A 19076-nucleotide genomic window follows, 5' to 3' on the forward strand; every position below is an offset into this window, starting at 1 on the left:
CAAGAACACCGCCGCTTTCCACCACTACCTCGCGGACGGTCGGGGCACGGTGACGGCGATCCGAACCTTGGAGACGGCCCCTGTCCAGCGGACCCTCGAAGCGGTGGCACCGATCGCGTCCGGGCCGCCGTCATACCGCCACGGGTGACAGCGCCGAGCGCACCGGAAGTGCCGGGGCCGGAAGTGCCGGAGCGCTGAGGCGGTGGAGAGCTGCGCGTCCGCTCGGAACGGTCGTGGGCGCGGCATGCGTTTTCGCGTGCCGCGCCCACAACCGTATCGGGGTCCGGAGGCGCGGGGCCTCACCGGACTCTCACGCGAGCGGCCGCGCGGCCTTGTACTCCACCGGCAGCTCGAGAAGGCCGCGGGCCCGCAGAGAGGTTCGCCACTGGGGTTCGGTCTCGGTGAGGGTCAGGCTGCTGAACCGCTCGAGGAGCGCGGACAGTGCGATCTCGACCTCGGCGCGGGCCAACGGAGCGCCCAGGCAGTAGTGGATTCCGTGGCCCAACGCCAGGTGTCCGGAGGTGTCGCGGTCGAGGTCGACCTGCTCGGGGCGGGAGAAGCGGGCGGGATCGCGGTTGGCCGCGGACAGCGACAGCAGGACGGTTTCTCCTGCAGGGATGGACGTCCCGCCGATCGTCACGTCCTCGGTGGGGAAGCGGCGGATCGCCAGAAGCGCCGGCCCTTCGTAGCGCGCCAGTTCCTCGACTGCCTCAGGGAGCTTCGACGGGTCCAGGCGAAGGCGTGCCAGGAGGTCGGGATGGGTCAGGAGGGCATGAACGGCGTTGCCGATGAGCTGGACGGTGTTCTCGTAGCCGGCGGCGAGGATCAGGAAGGCGAGCGAGGTCAGTTCGTCCTCGCTGAGGCGGTCGCCGTCGGTGTCGCGGACCGCGATCAGGTCGGAGAGCAAGTCGTCGGCGGGGTGCTGGCGCTTGTGCGCGATGAGCTCGGTGAAGAAGGCGAGCATGGCGCCGATCGCTTGCTTGGCCGCCTGGGGGCGGCTGGGGTCCGGCGCGATCAGCTCGTTGGTCCAGCCGCGAAAGTCCTTGCGGTGGTCGTCCGGGACGCCGAGGAGGTCGCAGATGACGGTGATCGGCAGTGGTGCCGCGTATGCCGCGATCAAGTCGGTTCGACCGTGCGTGCCGAGGGCGTCGAGCAAGTCGTCCGCGGTGCGTCGGATCGGGGTACGGAGCTCTTCCACGCGGCGAGGCGTGAACGCGCGGCCCACGAGCTTGCGCAAACGGGTGTGGTCGGGGGGATCCATGTTCAACAGGTTGGCGTCCAGGGCCGGCGGTAGCGACAGGCCGCGGTACGCGCCCTCCGCCGCATGGGTCTTGTCGAGGGACAGCCGAGGATCCGCGAGGGCTGACCGGACGTCGTCGTACCGGGTGACGAGCCATGCGGGCTCGCCGCCGGGCCCGGTGATGCGCTGAACCGGCGCAGTGTCACGTAGCCGCTGGTACGCGGCATAGGGGTGGGTGGCGAGCTCGCCTTGAAGATCCATGAGCACACCCTAATTCGTCATCACGGCCGGACAACGGGCCTGTTGAAGGACGCGTGCACCGGGCCGAGCCGTGTCCGCGACGCCGTTTGGCCGGTCCGCGTCTCCAGATGTGGGCCGCCGCAAGCGGGGCACTCGGCCTCTGTCACGGCATGTTCCTCGGCGGACTTCCCTCGGTGGGGATGCGCGGATTTCCACTCACAGGAGACGAGACGACGACCTGGCCCCGGAACGGCCGGCGGCCTCCGCCCCTCTGAACTCGCCCCGGGAAGACGGGTTATGGTGTCCTACGCCGGCCTCGAGGCCCTCCCGCGATGCGCCCGCCGGCGTCGCCGACCTCGTCGATCACTTGCGGGGTCACTGGCCCGCAGCATAGGGAGGTTCTGAGCGGTGCTGATCACGTACGTCTCGGTGGCCGTTTGCCTGGCCTCCTTCGTGGCACTGCTCATCAGCAGGTCGTCCCCACGATCGAAGATCCGGCTCCGCAACCGGGCGATCGTCGCCCCCCGCGCTCGCGCTGCCGGAACCGAAGCCGGAGCCGGAGCCGGATCGGTGATCGCGTGATCGTCCCCCTCTTCGACGACGCTCTGATGACCGACCCGCACGGCCGGTACGCGCAGCTGCGCAGCGCCGGGCCCGTCCACGCCACGACGACACCCGACGGGGAAGCCGTCTGGGTCATCACCGGCTATGCCGAAGCCCGCGCCGCCCTGGCCGACCCCCGGCTGTCCCTGAACAAGGCGAACGCTCGTACCCGCGACTCCTACCGGTCCTCCATGCCGCCGGAGCTCGACGCCCACCTGCTCAACATGGACCCGCCCGACCACACGCGTTTGCGGCGACTGGTGTCGAAGGCATTCACTCCCCGCCGCATGGCCGACCTTCGCCCGCGCATCGAAACCCTCGCCGCCGAACTCCTGGACGCGGCCCCGGCGGGCCCGGACATCGACCTGGTGGACGTGCTCGCGAACCCGCTCCCGATGAACGTCATCTGCGAGCTGCTCGGCGTTCCGGCCGACGCACGGCGCGACTTCCGCGAGTGGACCAACACCCTGCTCTCGCCCGCCCCGGGAGCAGCCGTGGACTCCCGGACGGCCATGCGCAGCATGTACCGCTACCTCGTCGAGATCATCATTGCCAAGCGGGAGGAGCCCACGGACGACCTTCTCTCCGCCATGATCCAAGCGCGCGACGAACACGACGGCCTGACCGAGTCCGAGCTCGTGTCCATCACCTTCCTCATCCTCTTCGCCGGCTACGACAACGCCGTCCACCTCATCGGGAACACCATCACGGCCCTGCTCCTCCACCCCGAGCAGCTCGATGCCGTCCGCCACGGCACACTCGCGATCCGCGACGTCATCGAAGAGACGCTACGTTCGGATCCGCCGTTCCCCCTGGGCGTCCGCCGGTTCGCACTCGAGGAGCTCACCATCGCCGGGACCGTCGTCCCGGCAAGCGGGCGGATCTGGATTTCGATCATCTCCGCCAACAGCGACGAGGCTCAGTTCCCGTACCCCCGCAGCTTCGATCCGACGCGTACCCCCGCCCACCTGGCCTTCGGCCACGGCATTCACTACTGCCTCGGCGCCCCGCTGGCCCGGCTTGAAGCAGAAGTCACCGTTGAGACCCTTCTGCGGCGTAGACCCGGGCTGAGGCTGGCCGTGGCCCGCGAGGACCTTCAATGGTGGCCCTCGTTCCACAAGCGCGGGCTTCGGTCCCTCCCCGTATCGTGGTGACCCTGCCGCTGCACGTTCGCTCGAGCAGCAGGCCCCTTGAGGTCTGGAGGAGCTGAGTACCGCCTTCGGCCCGGAGACGACCGGCTGCGGCCCCCGGGGCCGCCTCGCCCCCGGAAGCAGTACGAGGCGGCAGCGCGCGAGGTCAGGGCAGCAGGACGGCCTTGCCGCGGTTGCGGTGGGCTTCCAGGTCGGCGTGCGCCGTCGCGGCCTCTTCGAGCGGGTAGGTCCGCCAGACGGGCAGGGTGAGCGTGCCGTCGGCGGCGAGCTCGACCAGTTGCGGCAGGGCTTCTTCGGCCTGGTCGGCGCTGCCGGCTCGGCCGGCGCTGAAGCGGACGCCGTGCTGCGCGGCGGACATGTCGGCGATGGTGATGACGTGTGCGGCGTCGCCGGTCAGGGCGACGGAGTCGGCGAGGACGCCGGCACCGGAGGCATCGAGGACGAAGTCGACCCCCTGGGGCGCTGTGGTCCTCACCCGCTGCAGCCAGCCGTCGCCGTAGCGGACGGCGACGGCTCCGAGGGCGGTGACCCGCTCGATGTCGTGCTCGCCGACCGTTGCGATGACGGTGGTGCCGCGGGTGACGGCCAGCTGCGCCGCGATGATGCCGACGCTGCCGCCGGCACCGTGGACGAGCAGGGTCTGCCCCTCGCGCACTCCCAGCTCGGCAAGGACACGGAACGCGGTCCGGCCGACGGTCACCAGCGACGCTGCGACCTCCCAGGACAGCGCTGCGGGCTTGGCGACCGGCCGTTCCAACAGCGCGTACTCGCTGTAGCTGCCGCCCGCGGTGGCGCCGAGGACCTCGTCACCCACGGCCACAGCGGCCCCCTCGCCGAGCGCGTCGACGACACCGGATGCGTCCAGTCCGGGAACGACGGGGAAGCGCGCCGGGACGGCCCCGGCCATCAGGCCGGAGCGGATCTTCATGTCGAGAGGGTTCACGGAGGCGGCCCGCACTCGGATCCGGACCTGGCCCGGGCCCGGCTCCGGCGGGGTGACCTCCGACAGGCGCAGCACCTCGGGCGTGCCGTACTCGGAGAAGGCGATCGCTTTGGACATCAGGAACTCCCAGGTAAGGGCCCGTTGACGGAGCCGCTGCTCAAGCGGTGAGGGTGGGGTAGTCGGTGTAGCCGCGGTGGTCGCCGCCGTAGAAGGTGGTCTGGTCAGGGGTGTTGAACGGGCCGCCGGCGGCGAGACGCCGGGGCAGGTCGGGGTTGGCGAGGAACAGCGCCCCGTACGCCACCATGTCCGCGCTCCCGTCCTCGATCAGCTCGAGTGCGTCGAGGCCGGTGACGTCGGGATGGGTGAACGGGTTGAGGACGAACGTGCCGGGCCATTCCTTGCGCAGCCGTGCGGTCAGTCCGGAGTCCGGGCCCTCCATCAGGTGCAGATAGGCAAGATCCAGACCCGCGAGCCGGTCCAGCAGGGGCCCGTAGACCTCGCCCGGGTTGTCCTCGACGATGTCGTTGTAGCGGTTTCCGGGCGAGATCCGCAGACCGACTCGCCGGCCGCCGACCGCCTCGGCCACGGCCGTGACGACCTCGACGGCGAAGCGGATCCGGCCCTCGGTCGAGCCGCCCCAGGCGTCGGTGCGGTGGTTGGTGTTGTCCGCGAGGAACTGGTGGATCAGATAGCCGTTGGCGCCGTGGATCTCCACGCCGTCGAATCCGGCCTCGACGGCGTGGTGCGCCGCGGTCGCGAAGTCGGCGATGGTCTGCCGGATCTCCGCTTCGCTCAGCTCCTTCGGCGTGACGAAGTCCTGCGGCCCCTGGTGGGTGTAGACCCGGCCCTGGGCCACGACCGCAGAGGGACCCACCGGCGTCAGGCCGTCCGGCAGCAGGCTGGGGTGACCGATCCGCCCGGTGTGCATCAGCTGCGCGAAGATCACTCCTCCCTCGCGGTGCACGGCGTCGGTCACCGTCCGCCACGCGCGCACCTGGCCCGGCGTGTGCAGGCCGGGGGTGTCGGGGTAGCCCTGGCCGACGGCCGAGGGCTGGACGCCTTCGGTGACGATCAGCCCGGCGCCGGCTCGCTGCGCGTAGTAGGCCGCCATCAGCTCGGTCGGCTCGGCGTCCGGACCGTAGGCGCGGCTGCGTGTCATCGGCGCCATCACGACTCGGTTCGCGAGGCGGTGCGTACCGCCCAGGACGATCGGATCGAAAGCAGTGGTCATGGGTCACTCCCGGGGGGTCAGTGGCGCTCTGCGGGCCGGGCACACCGTGGCCCGCGCCAGCCTTTCCTGTCCGAACAAGTAAAACACTTGTCCGGACAGGAAACATGTCTTTGATGCCGAAGTGACGCTGGTAACACGCATCGAGCAGCCCATTTATGCCCCTCGACCGGTGAATCGGCGGCCACCGAGCTTCGATGAAAGGTAGAGTTCTCCTGCCCAAACAGGAGAGCGGGGAAGTGATGGCCGAGTCCACACCTGAAGCCAGGCAGGGTTCCGGAGCCGCCGAACGGGGCACCACCGTGCCGGTCCCCGGCGCGGCCAGCAGCGGACCGATCAGCCACGCGATCTTCCGGCTTGCCCGGCTGCACCGCATGTACGCGGGGCAGCTGCTCCGCCGCATCGGCCTGCACCCGGGCCAGGAACTGGTCATGATGCACCTCTGGGAACTCGGTCCCCAGCGTCAGATCGACCTGGTGCGCCTGATGGACTCCGACGCCGCCACGATGACCCGGACCGTCCGCCGCCTCGAACAGGCCGGCTTCGTCCGCCGCCGCCCCTCACCCACCGACAAGCGCGCCTCGCTCATCGAACCGACAGCAGCCAGCCACGCCCTGCGCCGGGAGGTGGAGCGGGTCTGGAGCCAACTCGAGGAGATCTCGGCCACGGGCCTCTCGGACGACGAGCGCGCCGGCGCCCTCGCCACCCTGGAACGCCTGGAGCAGAACCTCGTACGCGCCGCCGCCCAGCCCGTGGAGCCGAGCACGGAACCCTAGGAGCCGCGAGGTACGGCGCCGCCGCTCGCCCGCCGCTACGCGTCGCCCTGTTCGGGCTCCTTCCCTGAGCCGAACAGCGGCCGAGGGACACGAGCAGCGGCGCCCTCCGCCGGATCCTGATCCACCTTCTGCCTTCTGGAAGCCCGCGAGTTCGCAGCATCCTGGAGCCGGCCCGCCAAGAACCCGCACGCCGTCTCCGCTTCCGGGGAGACTGGCGTCCGGGTTCCGGCCGGCACCGCGACAGTACGTCTTACGGTCTCCCGGGCTCTGCTCCGCTCAGCTCAGCCCTCGACAGGCGCGGGGTCATCGCCTGCCGGGTCGAAGCCGGCGTCGGTCAGGACGGCGGCGGCCACTCCGCGGCCGACCCGGGCAAGACCGATCAGCAGGTCCTCGCAGCCGATGCGGTCGGATCCGTGCTGCTCTGACCGCGCCTCCGCGATGTCGATGGCCTTGCGGGAGTACGGGGTCCAGGCGATCCGCTCGGCCGCCTGGGAGGCTCCCACGCTCAGCCGGCTTCCGACGGATCGGTGAACCTCCTCCGGTGAGACGCCGACGGTCCGCAGGAGCCGGGTGGCGCCGTTGTCCTCTGCGGTCAGTCCCCAGAGCAGGTGTTCGGTGCCGATGTAGTTGTTGCGGTGGTGCACAGCTGCTCGCTTGACGTGGACCATCGCCTGGCGGAGGTCGTCGGTCATTGTCTCGGGGCTGTAGCGCTTGTGAGGTGCATGGAAGCGTTGCTGGACCGCCTGTCGGCTCACGCCCAGGGCGGTGCCGATGTCCGTCCACGAGTTGCCATGCATCCGGCAGTGCTCGACGTAGTCCTCCACCAGGTCGTCTGCCAGTGCCTGCAATTGGCCTGAGAGTTGGGCAGCGACCGTCAGTAGGGCTAGCCAGTCGGGTTGCTCTTGTCCACCGGGGCGGTGCGCGGTGTCGCATTTCCGGTCGACTTCCGCGATGAGATCGTCCAGATCTGGAAGAGTCATTAGGCAAGCACACCTTGACAATTCACGATTGTCAAGGCGCACTTGCATCCCTCTCGGCCCGGGCGACTGGCGCTCAGTCCAGCCCGTCTGTTGCCGAGTGGTGCACGATCTCTGTAGTCGGCCGAGGTCTCGGAAGGAGCGCTCCTGCAAGGGTGGCAGCTCAGCGTGCAGCCGAAGTAGAAGCGGCGCTCAACGAAGGCAGCCAGACACCCCGTTCCGCTCCAGCAGTGATCATCATGAGCCGGTGCTACTGACCACCACACCGTCAGCAACAGTCCACCCGAACCCGGTTCACCCGCCCGAGGCCCCGGCTCGCCGACGACACGCCACCCCGGCCCCGGCGGCTCGCGGCCCGCGGCTCGCCGAACCGGGTACGTGCGCTCGAAAAGGCAACGCCTTCTTACGTCTACCGGCGTCTTCCGTTCCCGGGAGCGTAACCGTGCGGTGTTTGCCTACCGGGCAAGGCCAGTCGTCCCTCTCAGAGAGGCTTGGAACCGATGACTCTTCGAAGGTCCTCCGTTGTGCTCGGTGCCCTGGCTGCGGTCGCCATGCCGACCGTGCTGTTGACCACCGCTCCCACCGCACAAGCGGCATCCGCACCCAGCTACCAGACGTGGCAGTCCGACGTGAAGGCGGCGGTGTCGCCCGCGATTCCCTGGCTGCGAGAGCGCCGCGAGGAGGGCGGGCAGGGGCTGTCGATCGTCCTCGACATCGACAACACCGCTCTGGAGACCTACTACCACCCCGGTCACGCCAACAACCCGGTGCGAGACGTGGCCCGGTGGGCCGACGCGCACGGCATGAGCGTCCTGTTCGTCACGGCCCGTACGTCCTCGTCCTCCGCCGACGCGCAACTCAGGGCGGCTGGCTACCCGGTGGACGGCATCTGCACCCGCCGGCACGGGGAGAGCCTCGGCAAGGGCAAGGCGCGCTGCCGGCAGGACCTCACCAGGGACGGCTACACCATCACCGCCAACATCGGCAACCGGTCGACCGACTTCGAGGGCGGCTACTACGAGAAGCCCTTCAAGCTGCCGAGCTACGGCGACCTGCTCGACTGAACGGTGCCCGGGTCCGGCGGGGTCATCGAACGTCGGGACCGCCCGCTTCACGTCGAACCTGCTCGGGACAGCGGCAGGAAGCCGGATCTGAGCGGGGCGAAGGCACGGGTCGGATCGTAGACGGCCACCGACGCCATCCGCTCTGGAGCGCTGGCGCGTCCGTGTCACGTCATCGGTGAAGTTGGTTGCGGCACACTCGGCGCCGCTCCGGCACGGCGCGTCCGCGGACGACGACAGCCACTCCGCCGGACCTGGTCGGACGCAACCGCCCATTCCCGCAGCAGTGCGGGCCGTCGCCCGGTGGAACGACGACCCAGCCCTCGTGCCGGCCGTGCCCGTTTCCGATCTCGAACCCAGCGAGGTGCCTGTCTCACCTGGTGTTTAAGGTGCGGGCATGACTGTGCCTGAGATCATCCCCATCACCCATGAGCCGGGCCATCGCACGAGCACCATAGGCCGGTTCAGCGGCGGCCAGTTCCTGGCTTCGGTCACCTACGCATTCCCGGACGGGTTCGTGACGGGGGAAGGCTGGGAGGAGCAGAAGCGGCTCTTCGTCGTGCTGCACACGTTCGACCACGAAGGACGCCACCAGGAGTCTGACATCTGGTGTGCCGGTACTTGGGCGGATCAGGTCAAGCGTCCGCAGGGCGAGCGTTCCGTGGTTGCCCGTGCGGAAGCCCGGCTCGCCGCCGTCCTCTCCGGCCTCACAGGGCGTGAGTACTGCGACATCGCGATCCAGCCGTTCCAGCTCACCGTTGACGGTGTGGTCTTCGGTCTCATCACGGAGTGCCGTGCCGAAGACGAGGGCGGCGAGCACGACTGGGCTGAGCTCCATCCGGATCGGTTGGGCTTCTCGGCTCCGTGGAACGGCGAGTACGACACCTGACGGACAGCCACTGGCAAGGCCGACCCACCGAACAAACCCCAGCCGCCCTGACCGAGGGCGACCGGCTCCAGCTCAAGGCAGTACTGGAGAACTGCCCCGAACTGGAGGCACTCGCGGGGCACGTAACCGCCCGACTCTCGTGCGGCTGCTCGACTGGCTCGGCGACACCGCCAACGACGCCAACGACGCCAACGACGAGTGCGTCGCCCTCGACGCCGACGTCCGCCGCAGCGCCATGATCGCTGCCGTCCCTCTTATCGAGCACCCTCTCCTCACCTACTGAGGTTTCGGGTTGTCGTCGGGTAGTGAGGGTTGATGATCCCTGCGGTATGCCGATGGGATGAGGTACCCGGAGGGTGGGGGCCTGACCGGTGACCGTCGGGCGTTTCGCGAGGGGATCCGGCTGCAGGAGGCCCCGCCGCCGGACCTCGGTCGCCGCGCCGTGCTGCTACGAAACCGGCGAGAATAGCCGTCTCATCCACCGGCCGCGCACCCCTCCCCTGCTCAAGGACGCACGCAAGAGCTTCTCCTGAAGGACTGCCGCGACCTCCTGGTGCGGGCACACATCCAGTTCGACGGCCCGATCGTGATGGTCTGGGACAACCTCAACACCCATCTGGCCGTCGGGCTGAAACGGTACGAGGCCGAGGATGACTGACTCACCACCGTCCGGCTTCCGTCGTACGCGCCCGACCTGATCGACGGCTGCCTCACCGCCACAAGCCTGGCCATCAACCCCCAACTCCGCACTTCAAGCCTCATCGAGCTTCTTCAAGTTGGCCACCGATCGGGTGATGACGCCAGAGCGCTTCAGCGTCGAGTGAGCGGCTGCAGCATCCAGTGCCAGCAGCCTGCTGGCCTGAACGCCAATGCGGCGGCAAGGCCGGTGAGCGACGCTGTTGTCAGTCGCTGGTTCTAAGGTCGCCCCTATGAGATCAGACCTGGTCCAGGACTCATGGACTCGCATCGACGCGTGGCTGCGCGAGCACGCGCCCCGCACGTTTGCCACGCTTCGGCCGCCCGCAGGAGACGAAGAGATCGCAGCAGTGCAACAGGAACTGGGGGTCACCTTTCCTCCGGACCTGGTCGCTTCGCTCCTCCGGCACAACGGGGCGCTGGAGGGACCCGAGGCTTTCTGCTTCAGCACGGGCGACCGGCTGCTCGGGGTGAGCGGAATCCTCAGGGACACCGGGTTCCTGCGTGGCATCGGCCAGGGCCTCGACGGGGAGGCCGAGGGCTACTGGCTTCATGACTACGTGAAGTTCGGTTCTTACGACGTGACGTCGGACGGTCTTCTGATGGATTGCCGTACCGGGCGGGATTCCTTCGGTGCGATCGGACGGTTCTTCGACGAGACCGGCACCAGTTTCGGGCAGGCCGACTCGCTGGGTGAGTACCTGGCCGAACTGGCCGACACGCTCGAGCGCGGCCAGGACGCCGGTGTCGTCACCTTCAACGGCCGGCTGTTCTGGGAGGGGCGTCCGCCTGCCAGGCCGCAGTACATTGCCGACGAGCCCCTTCCAGCACCGGATGAGCAGCTGCCAGAGCTGGACCTTTCCTACAGTCCCACCGACATCCTCCACGTGAGCCACCTGGACGGGCATGAGGAACTCGGTGCGCTGATCGCAGTCCTGCCGTATGAGCAGGTGGTCGACGCCGCGCGGAAGCAGCTGCGCAGACTGGCGGTCGAAACGGGTCTGAACAACTACCCGGAGGTCAAGACAGCCCTGGACGCGTGGGAGCGCGGTGCGGCCCCGCCGCAGCCGGACCAGACAGGCCCGCTCGCCTTGCGACTCCGCGCGGTGCTCGCACAGGCCGACACCGGCCGAGACCGCACGCGCAGGTGGGCCGCGGAGAAAATAGCCCTCGGAATCTGGGGGTCCCCGTACAGGTCCGTGTGCGAGAGCGCGGAGACCCGGAGTCACTTCACTCTCGACTGGCGTGCGGACCTGCATGCGGACCTGGGCAATCAGCCCCTGCCGCCGATACCTGACGATCGATTCTGGGGGGCGCTGCGCAACCCGGCCATCGACTCCAGTTGGTACGCGGCCCAGTACACCCAAGATCAGGACTGACTCCAGGGGGTTTCGGTTCCGCGTGAGCGCATGTGGCGGTTATCGCCAGACGAAGCACTCAATAGGGATCTTCAGCGCTGCCGCTCCAGCGTGAGGATGGCCTTGGCGATTGACGTCATGCGGTTGGGGCTGCACCGGGACCCCACGTCGGAGCTCTTCGAAGCCGGCCATCGGCACCGTCCGGCTCTGCGGGTCGTCTCATGACTGGCGCGGTGAGGGCTCCTTCCCCCGCCCCTTGACCATCCCGCGGGTCCGCACCACGGCGGTGCCGGGTCGGCCGTGGGCCTGTCCGGTGGTCTCAGGCGACGGTGACGAAGACGCTGTGCCAGCCGCTCGCGCCGTCGGGTACGGTTCGGGCGCGCTGCTCGGTCTGCACCGCCCCGGTGCCGTCAGTGGCGCGGACGGTGATCGTGTGCCCGCCGGGGGCGGCGTTCCAGCGGTAGGACCACTGGCGCCAGGTGTCGACGGTGTCCTGGGCGCCGAGCTCCGCGTCCTGCCAGGGGCCGTCGTCGATGCGGAGCTCGACGCGGGTGATGCCGCGGCGCTGGGCCCAGGCGACGCCGGCGACCACCACCGTGCCGGCGGTGGGGCGGGCGAAGGGCTTGGGGGTGTCGATGCGGGACTGGGTCTTGATCGGCGCCCGCCGGGCCCACTTGCGCTTCACCCAGTACGGGTCGTAGGCGTCGAAGGTGGTGAGCTCGATGTCGGTGATCCACTTGCACGCCGACACGTACCCGTACAGGCCGGGAACGAGCATGCGGACGGGGAAGCCGTGGTCGAACGGGAGCGGTTCGCCGTTCATCCCGACCGCGAGGATCGCGTCGCGGCCGTCCATGACGTCCTCGACCGGCGAACCGAGCGTCATGCCGTCCACGGAGCGGGCCACCAGCTGATCGGCCGCACCGCCCTTCGACGGCGGTTTCACCCCGCACTCGGCCAGCAGATCGGCCAGGCGTGCGCCGAGCCAGCGGGCGTTGCCCAGGTAGGGTCCGCCGACCTCGTTCGAGACGCAGGTCAGGGTGATGTCCCGTTCGATGAGCGGGCGGGCCAGGAGCTCGTCGAGGGTGTAGGTACGGGGCCGGGTAACGCCCTTGCCGTGGATGCGCAGCCGCCAGGTGCCGGCGTCGACCATGGGGACGGCGAGTGCGGTGTCGACGCGGTAGAAGTCCCGGACGGGCGTGGTGAACGGGCTGATGCCGTCGACCTTCAGCTGGGTGCCGGCCGGAACCGCGGGAGCGGGAGAGGCGGGGGCCGGCAGGCTGAGCACGTCGCGCGAGGTGACGGCTCCCTGCCCCCGCTGGCCGGACAGCACGCGGCCCAGCGCTCCGGCGGTGGCTGCCGCGGCCGCTGTGGCGGCAGCGGCGTTGAGGAATCCCCGCCGGCTCCAACCGTCCCGGCTGCCCCCGGCTCTTCTCGGCGAGCCGGTGGAGTTGGCTTTGCCTGCCAGGACGTACAGCACCGCAGCGCCCGCCACCGCGCCCGCCACGGAAGGCAGGACGTCCGCGGCTCCGGCACTGTCGGGCCGGCTCAGCGCGGCGGCCCCGCCGATGATCCCGAACACCAGCACCCCGGCCGCCCCCGCCCGCCGGTACCGGAGGGCGAGGAGGCCGAGGGCGACCGCGAACAGGCTCAGCAGGACGAGGATGCCGAGTTGGAGGACGAGCTTGTCGTTCTCCCCGAACGTGCGGATCGCGAAGTCCTTCACCGGCGCGGGGGTCCGGTCGATGACCGCGCCCCCGACCACCGTCACCGGTCCGGCCGCGGGCCGCCCGAGGGCGGCCGTCAGCTCGGCCACCGCCAGCGCGGTGAACCCGGCCAGCAGGCCGGACAGGGCCCCGAGGCCGGCCCGGCTGACGGTAGTGCGGAAGCTGCTCACATCCCCGCATTCGGCGGCGCCCACCCGGCGGATTGGCCCGTCACCCGAACGAATGAGTCCCCGGTCCCCGCTGTCGGGAGGTTTCAGGCCGTGGCGCACCGGAACCGTGCGGCTGCCGTCCGGGGCGCGAATTCACGGCGAACCGGGGCAGGGGGAGGCCAAAGCCGCCGCCGGGCTCTTCCGGACACGAACCATCGTCCCGCCTCCTTGGGGAGGGGTTTTCCGGCCGCGCGGAGGCCGCGCGGAGGCCGCGCGGCCGGTGAGGAGTCCGGTGACCGCCCGGTCCCTCGACCGTCCTCCGGAGTTCCCCGGCCTGCGGTTGGGCCCCGGCGGACCGGTCGCTCGCGCGGGGGAACGGGCGACCGGCTGCGCAACGAAAAGCCCTCCCATCCGCACGAACGTCCGCTCCGAAGAACCGTTCAGACCCACCCCTCGGATCCATGGCCGGACCGCTCCAGCACGGTGCGGTCCGGTCCACACCAGCGACGGACGAAGGACTCACATGCGATGGACACCCCGCCCCCGGACGGCCGGCCCAGGCCGCCGCTGCGGCCGGTCGCCATGGCCGGGGCCCGGCCGGTGAGCCAGCCGCTGCCGTTCCGTGCCCCCCGCCCCACCGGCCGCCCCGATCTCGCCGAGGTCGTGCAACAGGTCGCCCGCGGCGACGAGCGGGCCTTCTCCACCCTGTACGACGCCTTGGCACCCATGGTGTTCGGCATCGTGATCAGAGTCGTGCGCGACCGGGCGCAGTCCGAGGAGGTCGCCCAAGAGGTCATGATCGACCTGTGGCGGCAGGCCGCCCGCTACCGCCCCGAATCCGGCGCCGTCACCACATGGGCGGCGACGATCGCCCACCGGCGGGCCGTGGACCGGGTCCGCTCCGCCCAGGCGTCCGCCGACCGGGAACGCGCGCAGGCCGCCCGCGAGCACCGGACGGCGTTCGACGAGGTGGCCGAGCGGGTCGAGACGCGGCTCGAGAGCGAGCAAGTACGCCGTTGCCTGCGCGGCCTGACCGAACTCCAGCGCCAGGCCGTGACCTTGGCCTACTACCAGGGGCTCACCTACCGTGAAGTCGCCGAATCCCTGCACGTAGCACTGCCGACCATCAAGACGCGCATGCGCGACGGACTCATCCGGCTCCGCGACTGCATGGGGGTGACCACATGAACCAGCACCACACCGACCTCCACGCCCTTGCTGCGGCCTACGCCCTGAACGCCGTCGATCCCGCAGAACGCGAGGCGTTCAGCCGCCACCTGCAGCACTGCGCGGAATGCCGCCAGGAAGTGGCGGAGTTCGAGGCCACCGCCGCGCGGCTCGCGGTCGCCGTGGCCCGGGCCCCGTCGGCCGCCATGAAGCAGCGGACCCTGTCGGCGATCGACGGCGTACGCCAGCTCCCGCCGCGGGTGCCGGCTCCTGCTGCGGCGCATCGGTCCGGCGGGGGGCTGCTGCGCAAGGCCGGGCCCTTCGCACTGGTCGCCTGTCTGGCCGCCGCGTCCTTCGCGAGCCTGGCCGCTTGGCAGCACGAGCAGGGCGAGCAGTCCGCGCAGCGGGCCCTGCAGGCCGAAGAGCGGCTGGACGCCGTCAGCAGCGTCCTGGCGGCGCCCGACGCCCGTACCAGCCAGGGCAAGGCGGCCAACGGTGCGCTGATGACGTTCGTCTCCTCCGACCGCCGGAACATGGCCGTCGTCACCGCCACCGGCCTGCCCTCCCCGGCACCGGGCACGACCTACCAGCTGTGGCTGGACGTCGACGGCAGCATGCGGCCGGCCGGGTTCCTCCACGGCGACGGAACCGTCCCGGTCAAAGGTGACCCGGCCGCCGCCACCGCGGTCGGCCTCACCGTGGAGCCCGCCGGAGGTTCGTCCCGGCCCACCACCGATCCCCTGCTGCTGATGGCCCTGCCCGCCTGACGCACACCGCAACGGAGCCCAGCCACACTGCGAGCAACCGAAAACCGACATCCAACGTCCGACAACGGGCAACCGACATCCGGCAACCGGCGTCAGAACTAGAGAAGGAGGGCGCATGCCCAGTACCCCCAAGATCGGGAACCTCCTCGGAGAGTTCCGCCTCTCCGGCGGACAGCTCAGCGGAGAAACCTTCCGCCGCGGCCACTACAGCCTTCGCGCGCAGCGCGGAAACCCCGTGGTCCTCGCTTTCTACCCCGGCGACGACACGCCCGTCTGCACCGCACAGCTGTGCTCCTACTCCGACGGACTGGAGCAGCTGCAGTCCGCGGGGGCCGTGGTGTGGGGGATCAGCGCCCAAGACGTCGACAGCCACGAGCGGTTCGCCCGGGCCCGGCAGTTGAGGATGCCGCTCCTGTCCGACCCGGACCGGGCCGTGGCGCGGTCCTTCGGCATCACCGCGCCCCTGATCGGACTGAGGCGTTCGGTGTTCATCATCGACGCCGACGGCCGCTTGCACTGGAAGCACGTCACGGCCCTGGGCGCCACCTTCCCACCGGCCGCGGCCCTGGCCTCGCAGCTCGCGACCCTGCCGGTCTGAGCCCCGTACTGCGGCGCAGCCCGCGCCCGTCACCGGCAATCCGCACGACCTTCGGCTGCGAAGTACGCGTGAACCAGCCGCACACCAGCGGCGTGTCGAGTGGCGGGAGCAGTTGTGGTGGAACACCGGAAGACGGCGGTCATCGGCGCCGGCGGGGCAGGGGCGACCGGCGCCCGCACGCGGGCGGTCTCGTGCGCGAGGACCCTGTATGGGGCGCACGGAGGGCTCGGCGGCCACGCCGGTGCCGCTGGACTCCCCCGATGGGGCGGGCGGACCGTGGGCCCGCGTACGGCCGCCGACGACGGTCGCCGCGAACACGGTGCACCGGTGCTGCGGCCCTGGCGGGCACGCTTCGCCACGGCCCCCCGGGGAGCCTGCGGCGAACGCGGCTTCGCCGTCCTCCTCCAGCGCACGCGGCGCATCTCCCCCACCTGCTCGCAGGCCGGACTCCGCTTCCGCTGCCCCGCCGTCCGCCTGCCCCGCCTCGCCGTGGGAGGCGGCCGATGAGGCCCCCGGCCGAACGCCTCACCGCGCTGGTGAGCCACTTCTTCACCGGCCCGCTTCCCGTACGGCTGCGCGACTGGGAGGGCGTTGAGGCCGGACCTGCCGACGCCCCCGTGGTCGTGCTGCGTTCACCCGACGCCCTGCGCCGCCTGTTGTGGCAGCCCGGTGAGCTGGGCCTGGCCGAGGCCTACATCAGCGGCAACCTCGACGTGGAAGGCGACCTCGCCACCGCACTCTCCCAGGCCGGCCGGGCCGTGCGCGACCAGGGGATCGTTCGTCCGCGGCCGGCCCAACTGGCGGCGGCCGCAGCCCTCGCCGTCGGGCTGGGCGCGGCGTCCTTGCCTCCTCGCCGGCCGGACGGGCGGGCGAGGCTCACCGGCCGTCTCCACAGCTCTTCCCGGGACCGCGCCGCGATCAGCCACCACTACGACGTGTCGAACGACTTCTACGCGTTGCTGCTCGACGAGTCGATGGCGTACTCGTGCGCCTACTGGGCCCGGCCTGCCGACGCCACGTACGGCCTGGCCGAGGCCCAGTGGGACAAGCTGGAGCTGATCTGCCGCAAGCTCGGACTGCGTGCCGGCGATCGGCTCCTGGACGTCGGGTGCGGCTGGGGCTCCCTCGCCGTGCACGCCGCCCGGGAACACAAGGTGCGCGTCACCGCGGTCACCCTGTCCCGGCAGCAGCGTGACTTCGTCGCCGCACGAGCCGCCCGCGAGGGCGTGGCCGAACTGGTGGAGGTCCAGCTGCGGCACTGGCGCCACATCGACGGCGGAGGGTACGACGCGGCCAGCGCCGTCGAGATGGGCGAACACGTCGGTGACGCCGAGTACCCCGCCTTCGCCGCCAAACTGCACGACGCACTGCGTCCCGAGGGCCGGCTCCTCATCCAGCAGATGTCACGCGGCGCCGACGCACCCGGTGGAGGGCCCTTCATCGAGACCTACATCGCGCCCGACATGCACATGCGGCCCGTCGGCCGCACCGCCGACCTGTTGGAGGCCGCGGGCCTGGAGATCCGCTTCGTCGAATCCCTGCGCGAGCACTACGCGGCCACGATCGACGCCTGGCGCACCCGTCTCGAAGACCGTTGGCCCGAGGTCGAGAACCTCGTCGGCGAGACCACCGGCCGGGTGTGGCGCCTCTACCTGGCCGGGGCATCGCTGGCCTTCTCAGAGCGTCGCATGGGCGTGGACCAACTACTGGCAGTACGCCCCACCCGCAACGGCGAATCGGCCATGCCCGCCACTCCCACCACCTGGTACACGCAAGCGAGCCGCCGGTGAGCGGCCGCCGAAGAGCGCGACCGGGGACGCTCAACGCCTCACTTCGTTGAGTTCTCAACGAAGTGAGAAAAGTGGGGAACGGGTGAGCATGCACGGGCCCCGCCGACCGTCAGGTCGGCGGGGGCCGGTGATCGTGAACGTCGGCTGGTCACAACTGATCAGCCCCGCCTCGAAGGCGAAGGGCGTCAGGCCCTCGCGTGGACAACGAGTCGGTTCTGCTGCCCATCGAAGATGTCGGCCAAGACCTGGGCCTCCCGGCGGGTTCCCTCGAAGAGTCCGTTCTGGTCGACGTGCACGACCAGAACATCGTGGCTGTCTATGACGTCCGAGATGCCGCCCGTCTCGATCGTGTCCGACCACGCGTCCAGGTTCCGACCGAACCACTCCGGCAGCCCGCACGGCTCGGTGACCGCGTCCCAGAAGTCATCGAGCGTCTCTATCTGCCGACCCCTCAGGTCAATCATCAGCTTGCTGTCCGTCATCGGAGCAGAGTAGCGCCCAGCAACTGTTCGCCGGCCGGTCAACGAGCAGCGGGGTCGGACGAGCTGCTGGAGGGGGTCGGTCGAAGCGCCCTGGTTGTCACGGCGAGGCATCTGCCTCGTCACACAACCTCATTCGGCAGCCCTGCTGTCACCGAAGGCTGGTCCCGGTGGCCCGCACGACGCTAGTGCTGTGACCGGAAAGGTTCACCGGCTCACGACGCCCGGTACGGCACCTCGCCGCGTTGTCGGACCGCGCAAGTACGTCCAGTACGAGCCGCGGTCCTCCGCCTTGCGATGCACCGCACCGAACGCCGCGAACCGGCAAACCTTTCCGGCCACAGCACTAGCGTCAGGTTCATGATCGTATGGCTCAACGGCACCCACGGCGCGGGCAAGACGACGACCAGTGCGTTCGTACAGCAGCTGATCCCGGATTCACGGGTGCTCGACGCCGAGAAGGTCGGCGAGACGCTCATGGACATCGCACCGGGGCTGCCCACGACGGACAACTTCCAGCACTGGCCGCCGTGGCGACCTCTCGTGGTCGAGACCGCCCGCCGCGTCCTCGAATACACCGGCGGCACCCTGGTGATGCCCATGACGGTGCTGGTCGAGCCGTACTGGCGCGAGATCAGCTCGGGCCTCGCCCAGCACGCCGTTCCGGTCCGACACTTCGTCCTCCATGCCGACCAGGACACCCTCCGCAGGCGCATCGCTGGCGACACCGTTCTCGGCCCCAACTCCCCGTTCCGTCTGCGATACCTCGAGCCCTACGCCGAGGCGGCCCGCACGTGGCTGCACGCCGAGGCCGAGGTCGTCGACACCACGCACCTCACACCCGCCCAGGCCGCCCAGCAGATCGCGGACGCCGTCAAGAGCTGAGAGAACGACCTTGCGACGCCTGGCCTCGAAGGTGACGACGCGCATTCCCTTGTGACGACGACCGTGCTTCGGCTCAGTGCGGCACTGCCGGGTCCGCATCGCAGCGTGGCCACGAGATGCGACGAGCCCGCGGTCCGCCATGGGGCGACCGTCCTCGTCGCGGCCGTCAACGAGTGGCTGTGGCCACACGCGCGCACCGCCTTTCGTTAACCCGTTGCCCAGGAACCAATCCGCCAGCTAGGTTCGCCCAGCCGCCTGCACGGGCAGGCCGGCGCTGTCGACGAGGAGGTGTGGAGCACATGCGCAGGAGTGCCAGGGAGTTGAGCTCGCGTACTGACCTTTGCCACCTCCT

The 19076-nt window shown here is 70.2% G+C and carries 19 protein-coding genes; 13 read left to right on the plus strand and 6 right to left on the minus strand.

Going from position 1 to position 19076, the window contains the following annotated elements; all coding sequences use genetic code 11:
- Window positions 1–310 precede the first annotated feature (310 nt).
- Window positions 311–1501 carry a cytochrome P450 gene (locus tag ACIQK6_RS05160; RefSeq protein WP_329095798.1) on the minus strand — a complete coding sequence of 397 codons (1191 nt, stop codon included), beginning with the start codon at window positions 1499–1501 and terminating at the stop codon, window positions 311–313.
- Window positions 1502–1888: 387 nt separating this feature from the next.
- On the opposite strand from ACIQK6_RS05160, the gene ACIQK6_RS05165 reads away from it, so the two are divergent.
- Window positions 1889–2062: a hypothetical protein gene (locus ACIQK6_RS05165; RefSeq protein ID WP_329095800.1), complete on the plus strand. Its 174-nt coding sequence runs from the start codon at window positions 1889–1891 to the stop codon at window positions 2060–2062.
- Window positions 2059–3237 (plus strand): cytochrome P450, encoded by a 1179-nt coding sequence (locus tag ACIQK6_RS05170; protein ID WP_329095802.1) that lies wholly within the window; start codon window positions 2059–2061, stop codon window positions 3235–3237. Before ACIQK6_RS05165 ends, ACIQK6_RS05170 begins: the two co-directional genes overlap by 4 nt.
- Before the next feature lie 142 nt (window positions 3238–3379).
- Here the strand turns inward: ACIQK6_RS05170 and ACIQK6_RS05175 are convergent, their stop codons facing one another.
- Window positions 3380–4294: an NADP-dependent oxidoreductase gene (locus tag ACIQK6_RS05175; RefSeq protein WP_402694348.1), complete on the minus strand. Its 915-nt coding sequence runs from the start codon at window positions 4292–4294 to the stop codon at window positions 3380–3382.
- A gap of 40 nt (window positions 4295–4334) precedes the next feature.
- Entirely contained in the window at window positions 4335–5408 is a 1074-nt protein-coding gene (locus tag ACIQK6_RS05180) for an alkene reductase (RefSeq protein WP_329095805.1), read from the minus strand.
- 239 nt (window positions 5409–5647) lie between these two features.
- Here ACIQK6_RS05180 and ACIQK6_RS05185 point away from each other — a divergent pair, with 239 nt between their 5' ends.
- Window positions 5648–6181, plus strand: coding sequence for a MarR family transcriptional regulator (locus ACIQK6_RS05185; RefSeq protein ID WP_329095807.1), 534 nt, complete (start codon window positions 5648–5650; stop codon window positions 6179–6181).
- Between the two features lie 281 nt (window positions 6182–6462).
- On the opposite strand, the gene ACIQK6_RS05190 is transcribed toward ACIQK6_RS05185, so the two are convergent.
- On the minus strand, window positions 6463–7029 hold the full coding sequence (locus ACIQK6_RS05190) for a Clp protease N-terminal domain-containing protein (RefSeq protein ID WP_329095809.1): 567 nt from the start codon (window positions 7027–7029) through the stop codon (window positions 6463–6465).
- 629 nt (window positions 7030–7658) lie between these two features.
- On the opposite strand from ACIQK6_RS05190, the gene ACIQK6_RS05195 reads away from it, so the two are divergent.
- From ACIQK6_RS05195 to ACIQK6_RS05210, 4 genes are all read left to right on the plus strand, one after another.
- Window positions 7659–8222 carry an HAD family acid phosphatase gene (locus ACIQK6_RS05195; protein WP_329095811.1) on the plus strand — a complete coding sequence of 188 codons (564 nt, stop codon included), beginning with the start codon at window positions 7659–7661 and terminating at the stop codon, window positions 8220–8222.
- A 394-nt stretch (window positions 8223–8616) separates the two neighbouring features.
- Window positions 8617–9108, plus strand: a complete 492-nt coding sequence (locus tag ACIQK6_RS05200; RefSeq protein WP_329095812.1) for a hypothetical protein — start codon at window positions 8617–8619, stop codon at window positions 9106–9108.
- 139 nt (window positions 9109–9247) lie between these two features.
- Window positions 9248–9391, plus strand: coding sequence for a hypothetical protein (locus tag ACIQK6_RS05205; protein WP_402694349.1), 144 nt, complete (start codon window positions 9248–9250; stop codon window positions 9389–9391).
- 646 nt (window positions 9392–10037) lie between these two features.
- Window positions 10038–11183, plus strand: coding sequence for an SMI1/KNR4 family protein (locus tag ACIQK6_RS05210; protein ID WP_329095814.1), 1146 nt, complete (start codon window positions 10038–10040; stop codon window positions 11181–11183).
- 298 nt (window positions 11184–11481) lie between these two features.
- Here ACIQK6_RS05210 and ACIQK6_RS05215 read toward each other — a convergent pair whose 3' ends face one another.
- Complete coding sequence (locus tag ACIQK6_RS05215) at window positions 11482–13059, minus strand: sulfite oxidase (RefSeq protein ID WP_329095816.1); 1578 nt, start codon at window positions 13057–13059, stop codon at window positions 11482–11484.
- A gap of 561 nt (window positions 13060–13620) precedes the next feature.
- On the opposite strand from ACIQK6_RS05215, the gene sigK reads away from it, so the two are divergent.
- From sigK to ACIQK6_RS05240, 5 genes are all read left to right on the plus strand, one after another.
- A complete protein-coding gene (gene sigK, locus ACIQK6_RS05220; RefSeq protein WP_329107416.1) occupies window positions 13621–14226 on the plus strand; it encodes an ECF RNA polymerase sigma factor SigK in 606 nt (201 codons plus the stop codon).
- The gene (locus ACIQK6_RS05225) at window positions 14223–14972 is read left to right on the plus strand and encodes an anti-sigma factor (RefSeq protein WP_329095817.1); all 750 of its coding nucleotides are present in this window, start codon (window positions 14223–14225) and stop codon (window positions 14970–14972) included. Before sigK ends, ACIQK6_RS05225 begins: the two co-directional genes overlap by 4 nt.
- 115 nt (window positions 14973–15087) lie before the next feature.
- Window positions 15088–15570: a peroxiredoxin gene (locus ACIQK6_RS05230; RefSeq protein ID WP_329095818.1), complete on the plus strand. Its 483-nt coding sequence runs from the start codon at window positions 15088–15090 to the stop codon at window positions 15568–15570.
- Between the two features lie 276 nt (window positions 15571–15846).
- Complete coding sequence (locus tag ACIQK6_RS05235; RefSeq protein ID WP_329095820.1) at window positions 15847–16077, plus strand: hypothetical protein; 231 nt, start codon at window positions 15847–15849, stop codon at window positions 16075–16077.
- Complete coding sequence (locus ACIQK6_RS05240; RefSeq protein WP_402694350.1) at window positions 16074–17360, plus strand: class I SAM-dependent methyltransferase; 1287 nt, start codon at window positions 16074–16076, stop codon at window positions 17358–17360. The genes ACIQK6_RS05235 and ACIQK6_RS05240 overlap by 4 nt, the downstream gene beginning before the upstream one ends.
- Before the next feature lie 185 nt (window positions 17361–17545).
- Here ACIQK6_RS05240 and ACIQK6_RS05245 read toward each other — a convergent pair whose 3' ends face one another.
- Window positions 17546–17842 carry a barstar family protein gene (locus tag ACIQK6_RS05245; RefSeq protein WP_329095824.1) on the minus strand — a complete coding sequence of 99 codons (297 nt, stop codon included), beginning with the start codon at window positions 17840–17842 and terminating at the stop codon, window positions 17546–17548.
- Between the two features lie 357 nt (window positions 17843–18199).
- On the opposite strand from ACIQK6_RS05245, the gene ACIQK6_RS05250 reads away from it, so the two are divergent.
- Entirely contained in the window at window positions 18200–18724 is a 525-nt protein-coding gene (locus ACIQK6_RS05250) for an AAA family ATPase (protein ID WP_329095826.1), read from the plus strand.
- Window positions 18725–19076: the final 352 nt, after the last annotated feature.

The organism is Streptomyces sp. NPDC091682 (assembly GCF_044756625.1).
In the GTDB taxonomy this organism is placed as follows: domain Bacteria; phylum Actinomycetota; class Actinomycetes; order Streptomycetales; family Streptomycetaceae; genus Streptomyces.

Bases quoted from the DNA above. Each gene is read 5' to 3' on its own strand.
- ACIQK6_RS05160 (WP_329095798.1), bottom strand. From the start codon at position 1,501: ATGGATCTTCAAGGCGAGCTCGCCACCCACCCCTATGCCGCGTACCAG.
- ACIQK6_RS05175 (WP_402694348.1), bottom strand. From the start codon at position 4,294: ATGTCCAAAGCGATCGCCTTCTCCGAGTACGGCACGCCCGAGGTGCTG.
- ACIQK6_RS05180 (WP_329095805.1), bottom strand. From the start codon at position 5,408: ATGACCACTGCTTTCGATCCGATCGTCCTGGGCGGTACGCACCGCCTC.
- ACIQK6_RS05185 (WP_329095807.1), top strand. From the start codon at position 5,648: ATGGCCGAGTCCACACCTGAAGCCAGGCAGGGTTCCGGAGCCGCCGAA.
- ACIQK6_RS05195 (WP_329095811.1), top strand. From the start codon at position 7,659: ATGACTCTTCGAAGGTCCTCCGTTGTGCTCGGTGCCCTGGCTGCGGTC.
- ACIQK6_RS05200 (WP_329095812.1), top strand. From the start codon at position 8,617: ATGACTGTGCCTGAGATCATCCCCATCACCCATGAGCCGGGCCATCGC.
- ACIQK6_RS05210 (WP_329095814.1), top strand. From the start codon at position 10,038: ATGAGATCAGACCTGGTCCAGGACTCATGGACTCGCATCGACGCGTGG.
- sigK (WP_329107416.1), top strand. From the start codon at position 13,621: ATGGCCGGGGCCCGGCCGGTGAGCCAGCCGCTGCCGTTCCGTGCCCCC.
- ACIQK6_RS05225 (WP_329095817.1), top strand. From the start codon at position 14,223: ATGAACCAGCACCACACCGACCTCCACGCCCTTGCTGCGGCCTACGCC.
- ACIQK6_RS05230 (WP_329095818.1), top strand. From the start codon at position 15,088: ATGCCCAGTACCCCCAAGATCGGGAACCTCCTCGGAGAGTTCCGCCTC.
- ACIQK6_RS05240 (WP_402694350.1), top strand. From the start codon at position 16,074: ATGAGGCCCCCGGCCGAACGCCTCACCGCGCTGGTGAGCCACTTCTTC.
- ACIQK6_RS05245 (WP_329095824.1), bottom strand. From the start codon at position 17,842: ATGACGGACAGCAAGCTGATGATTGACCTGAGGGGTCGGCAGATAGAG.
- ACIQK6_RS05250 (WP_329095826.1), top strand. From the start codon at position 18,200: ATGATCGTATGGCTCAACGGCACCCACGGCGCGGGCAAGACGACGACC.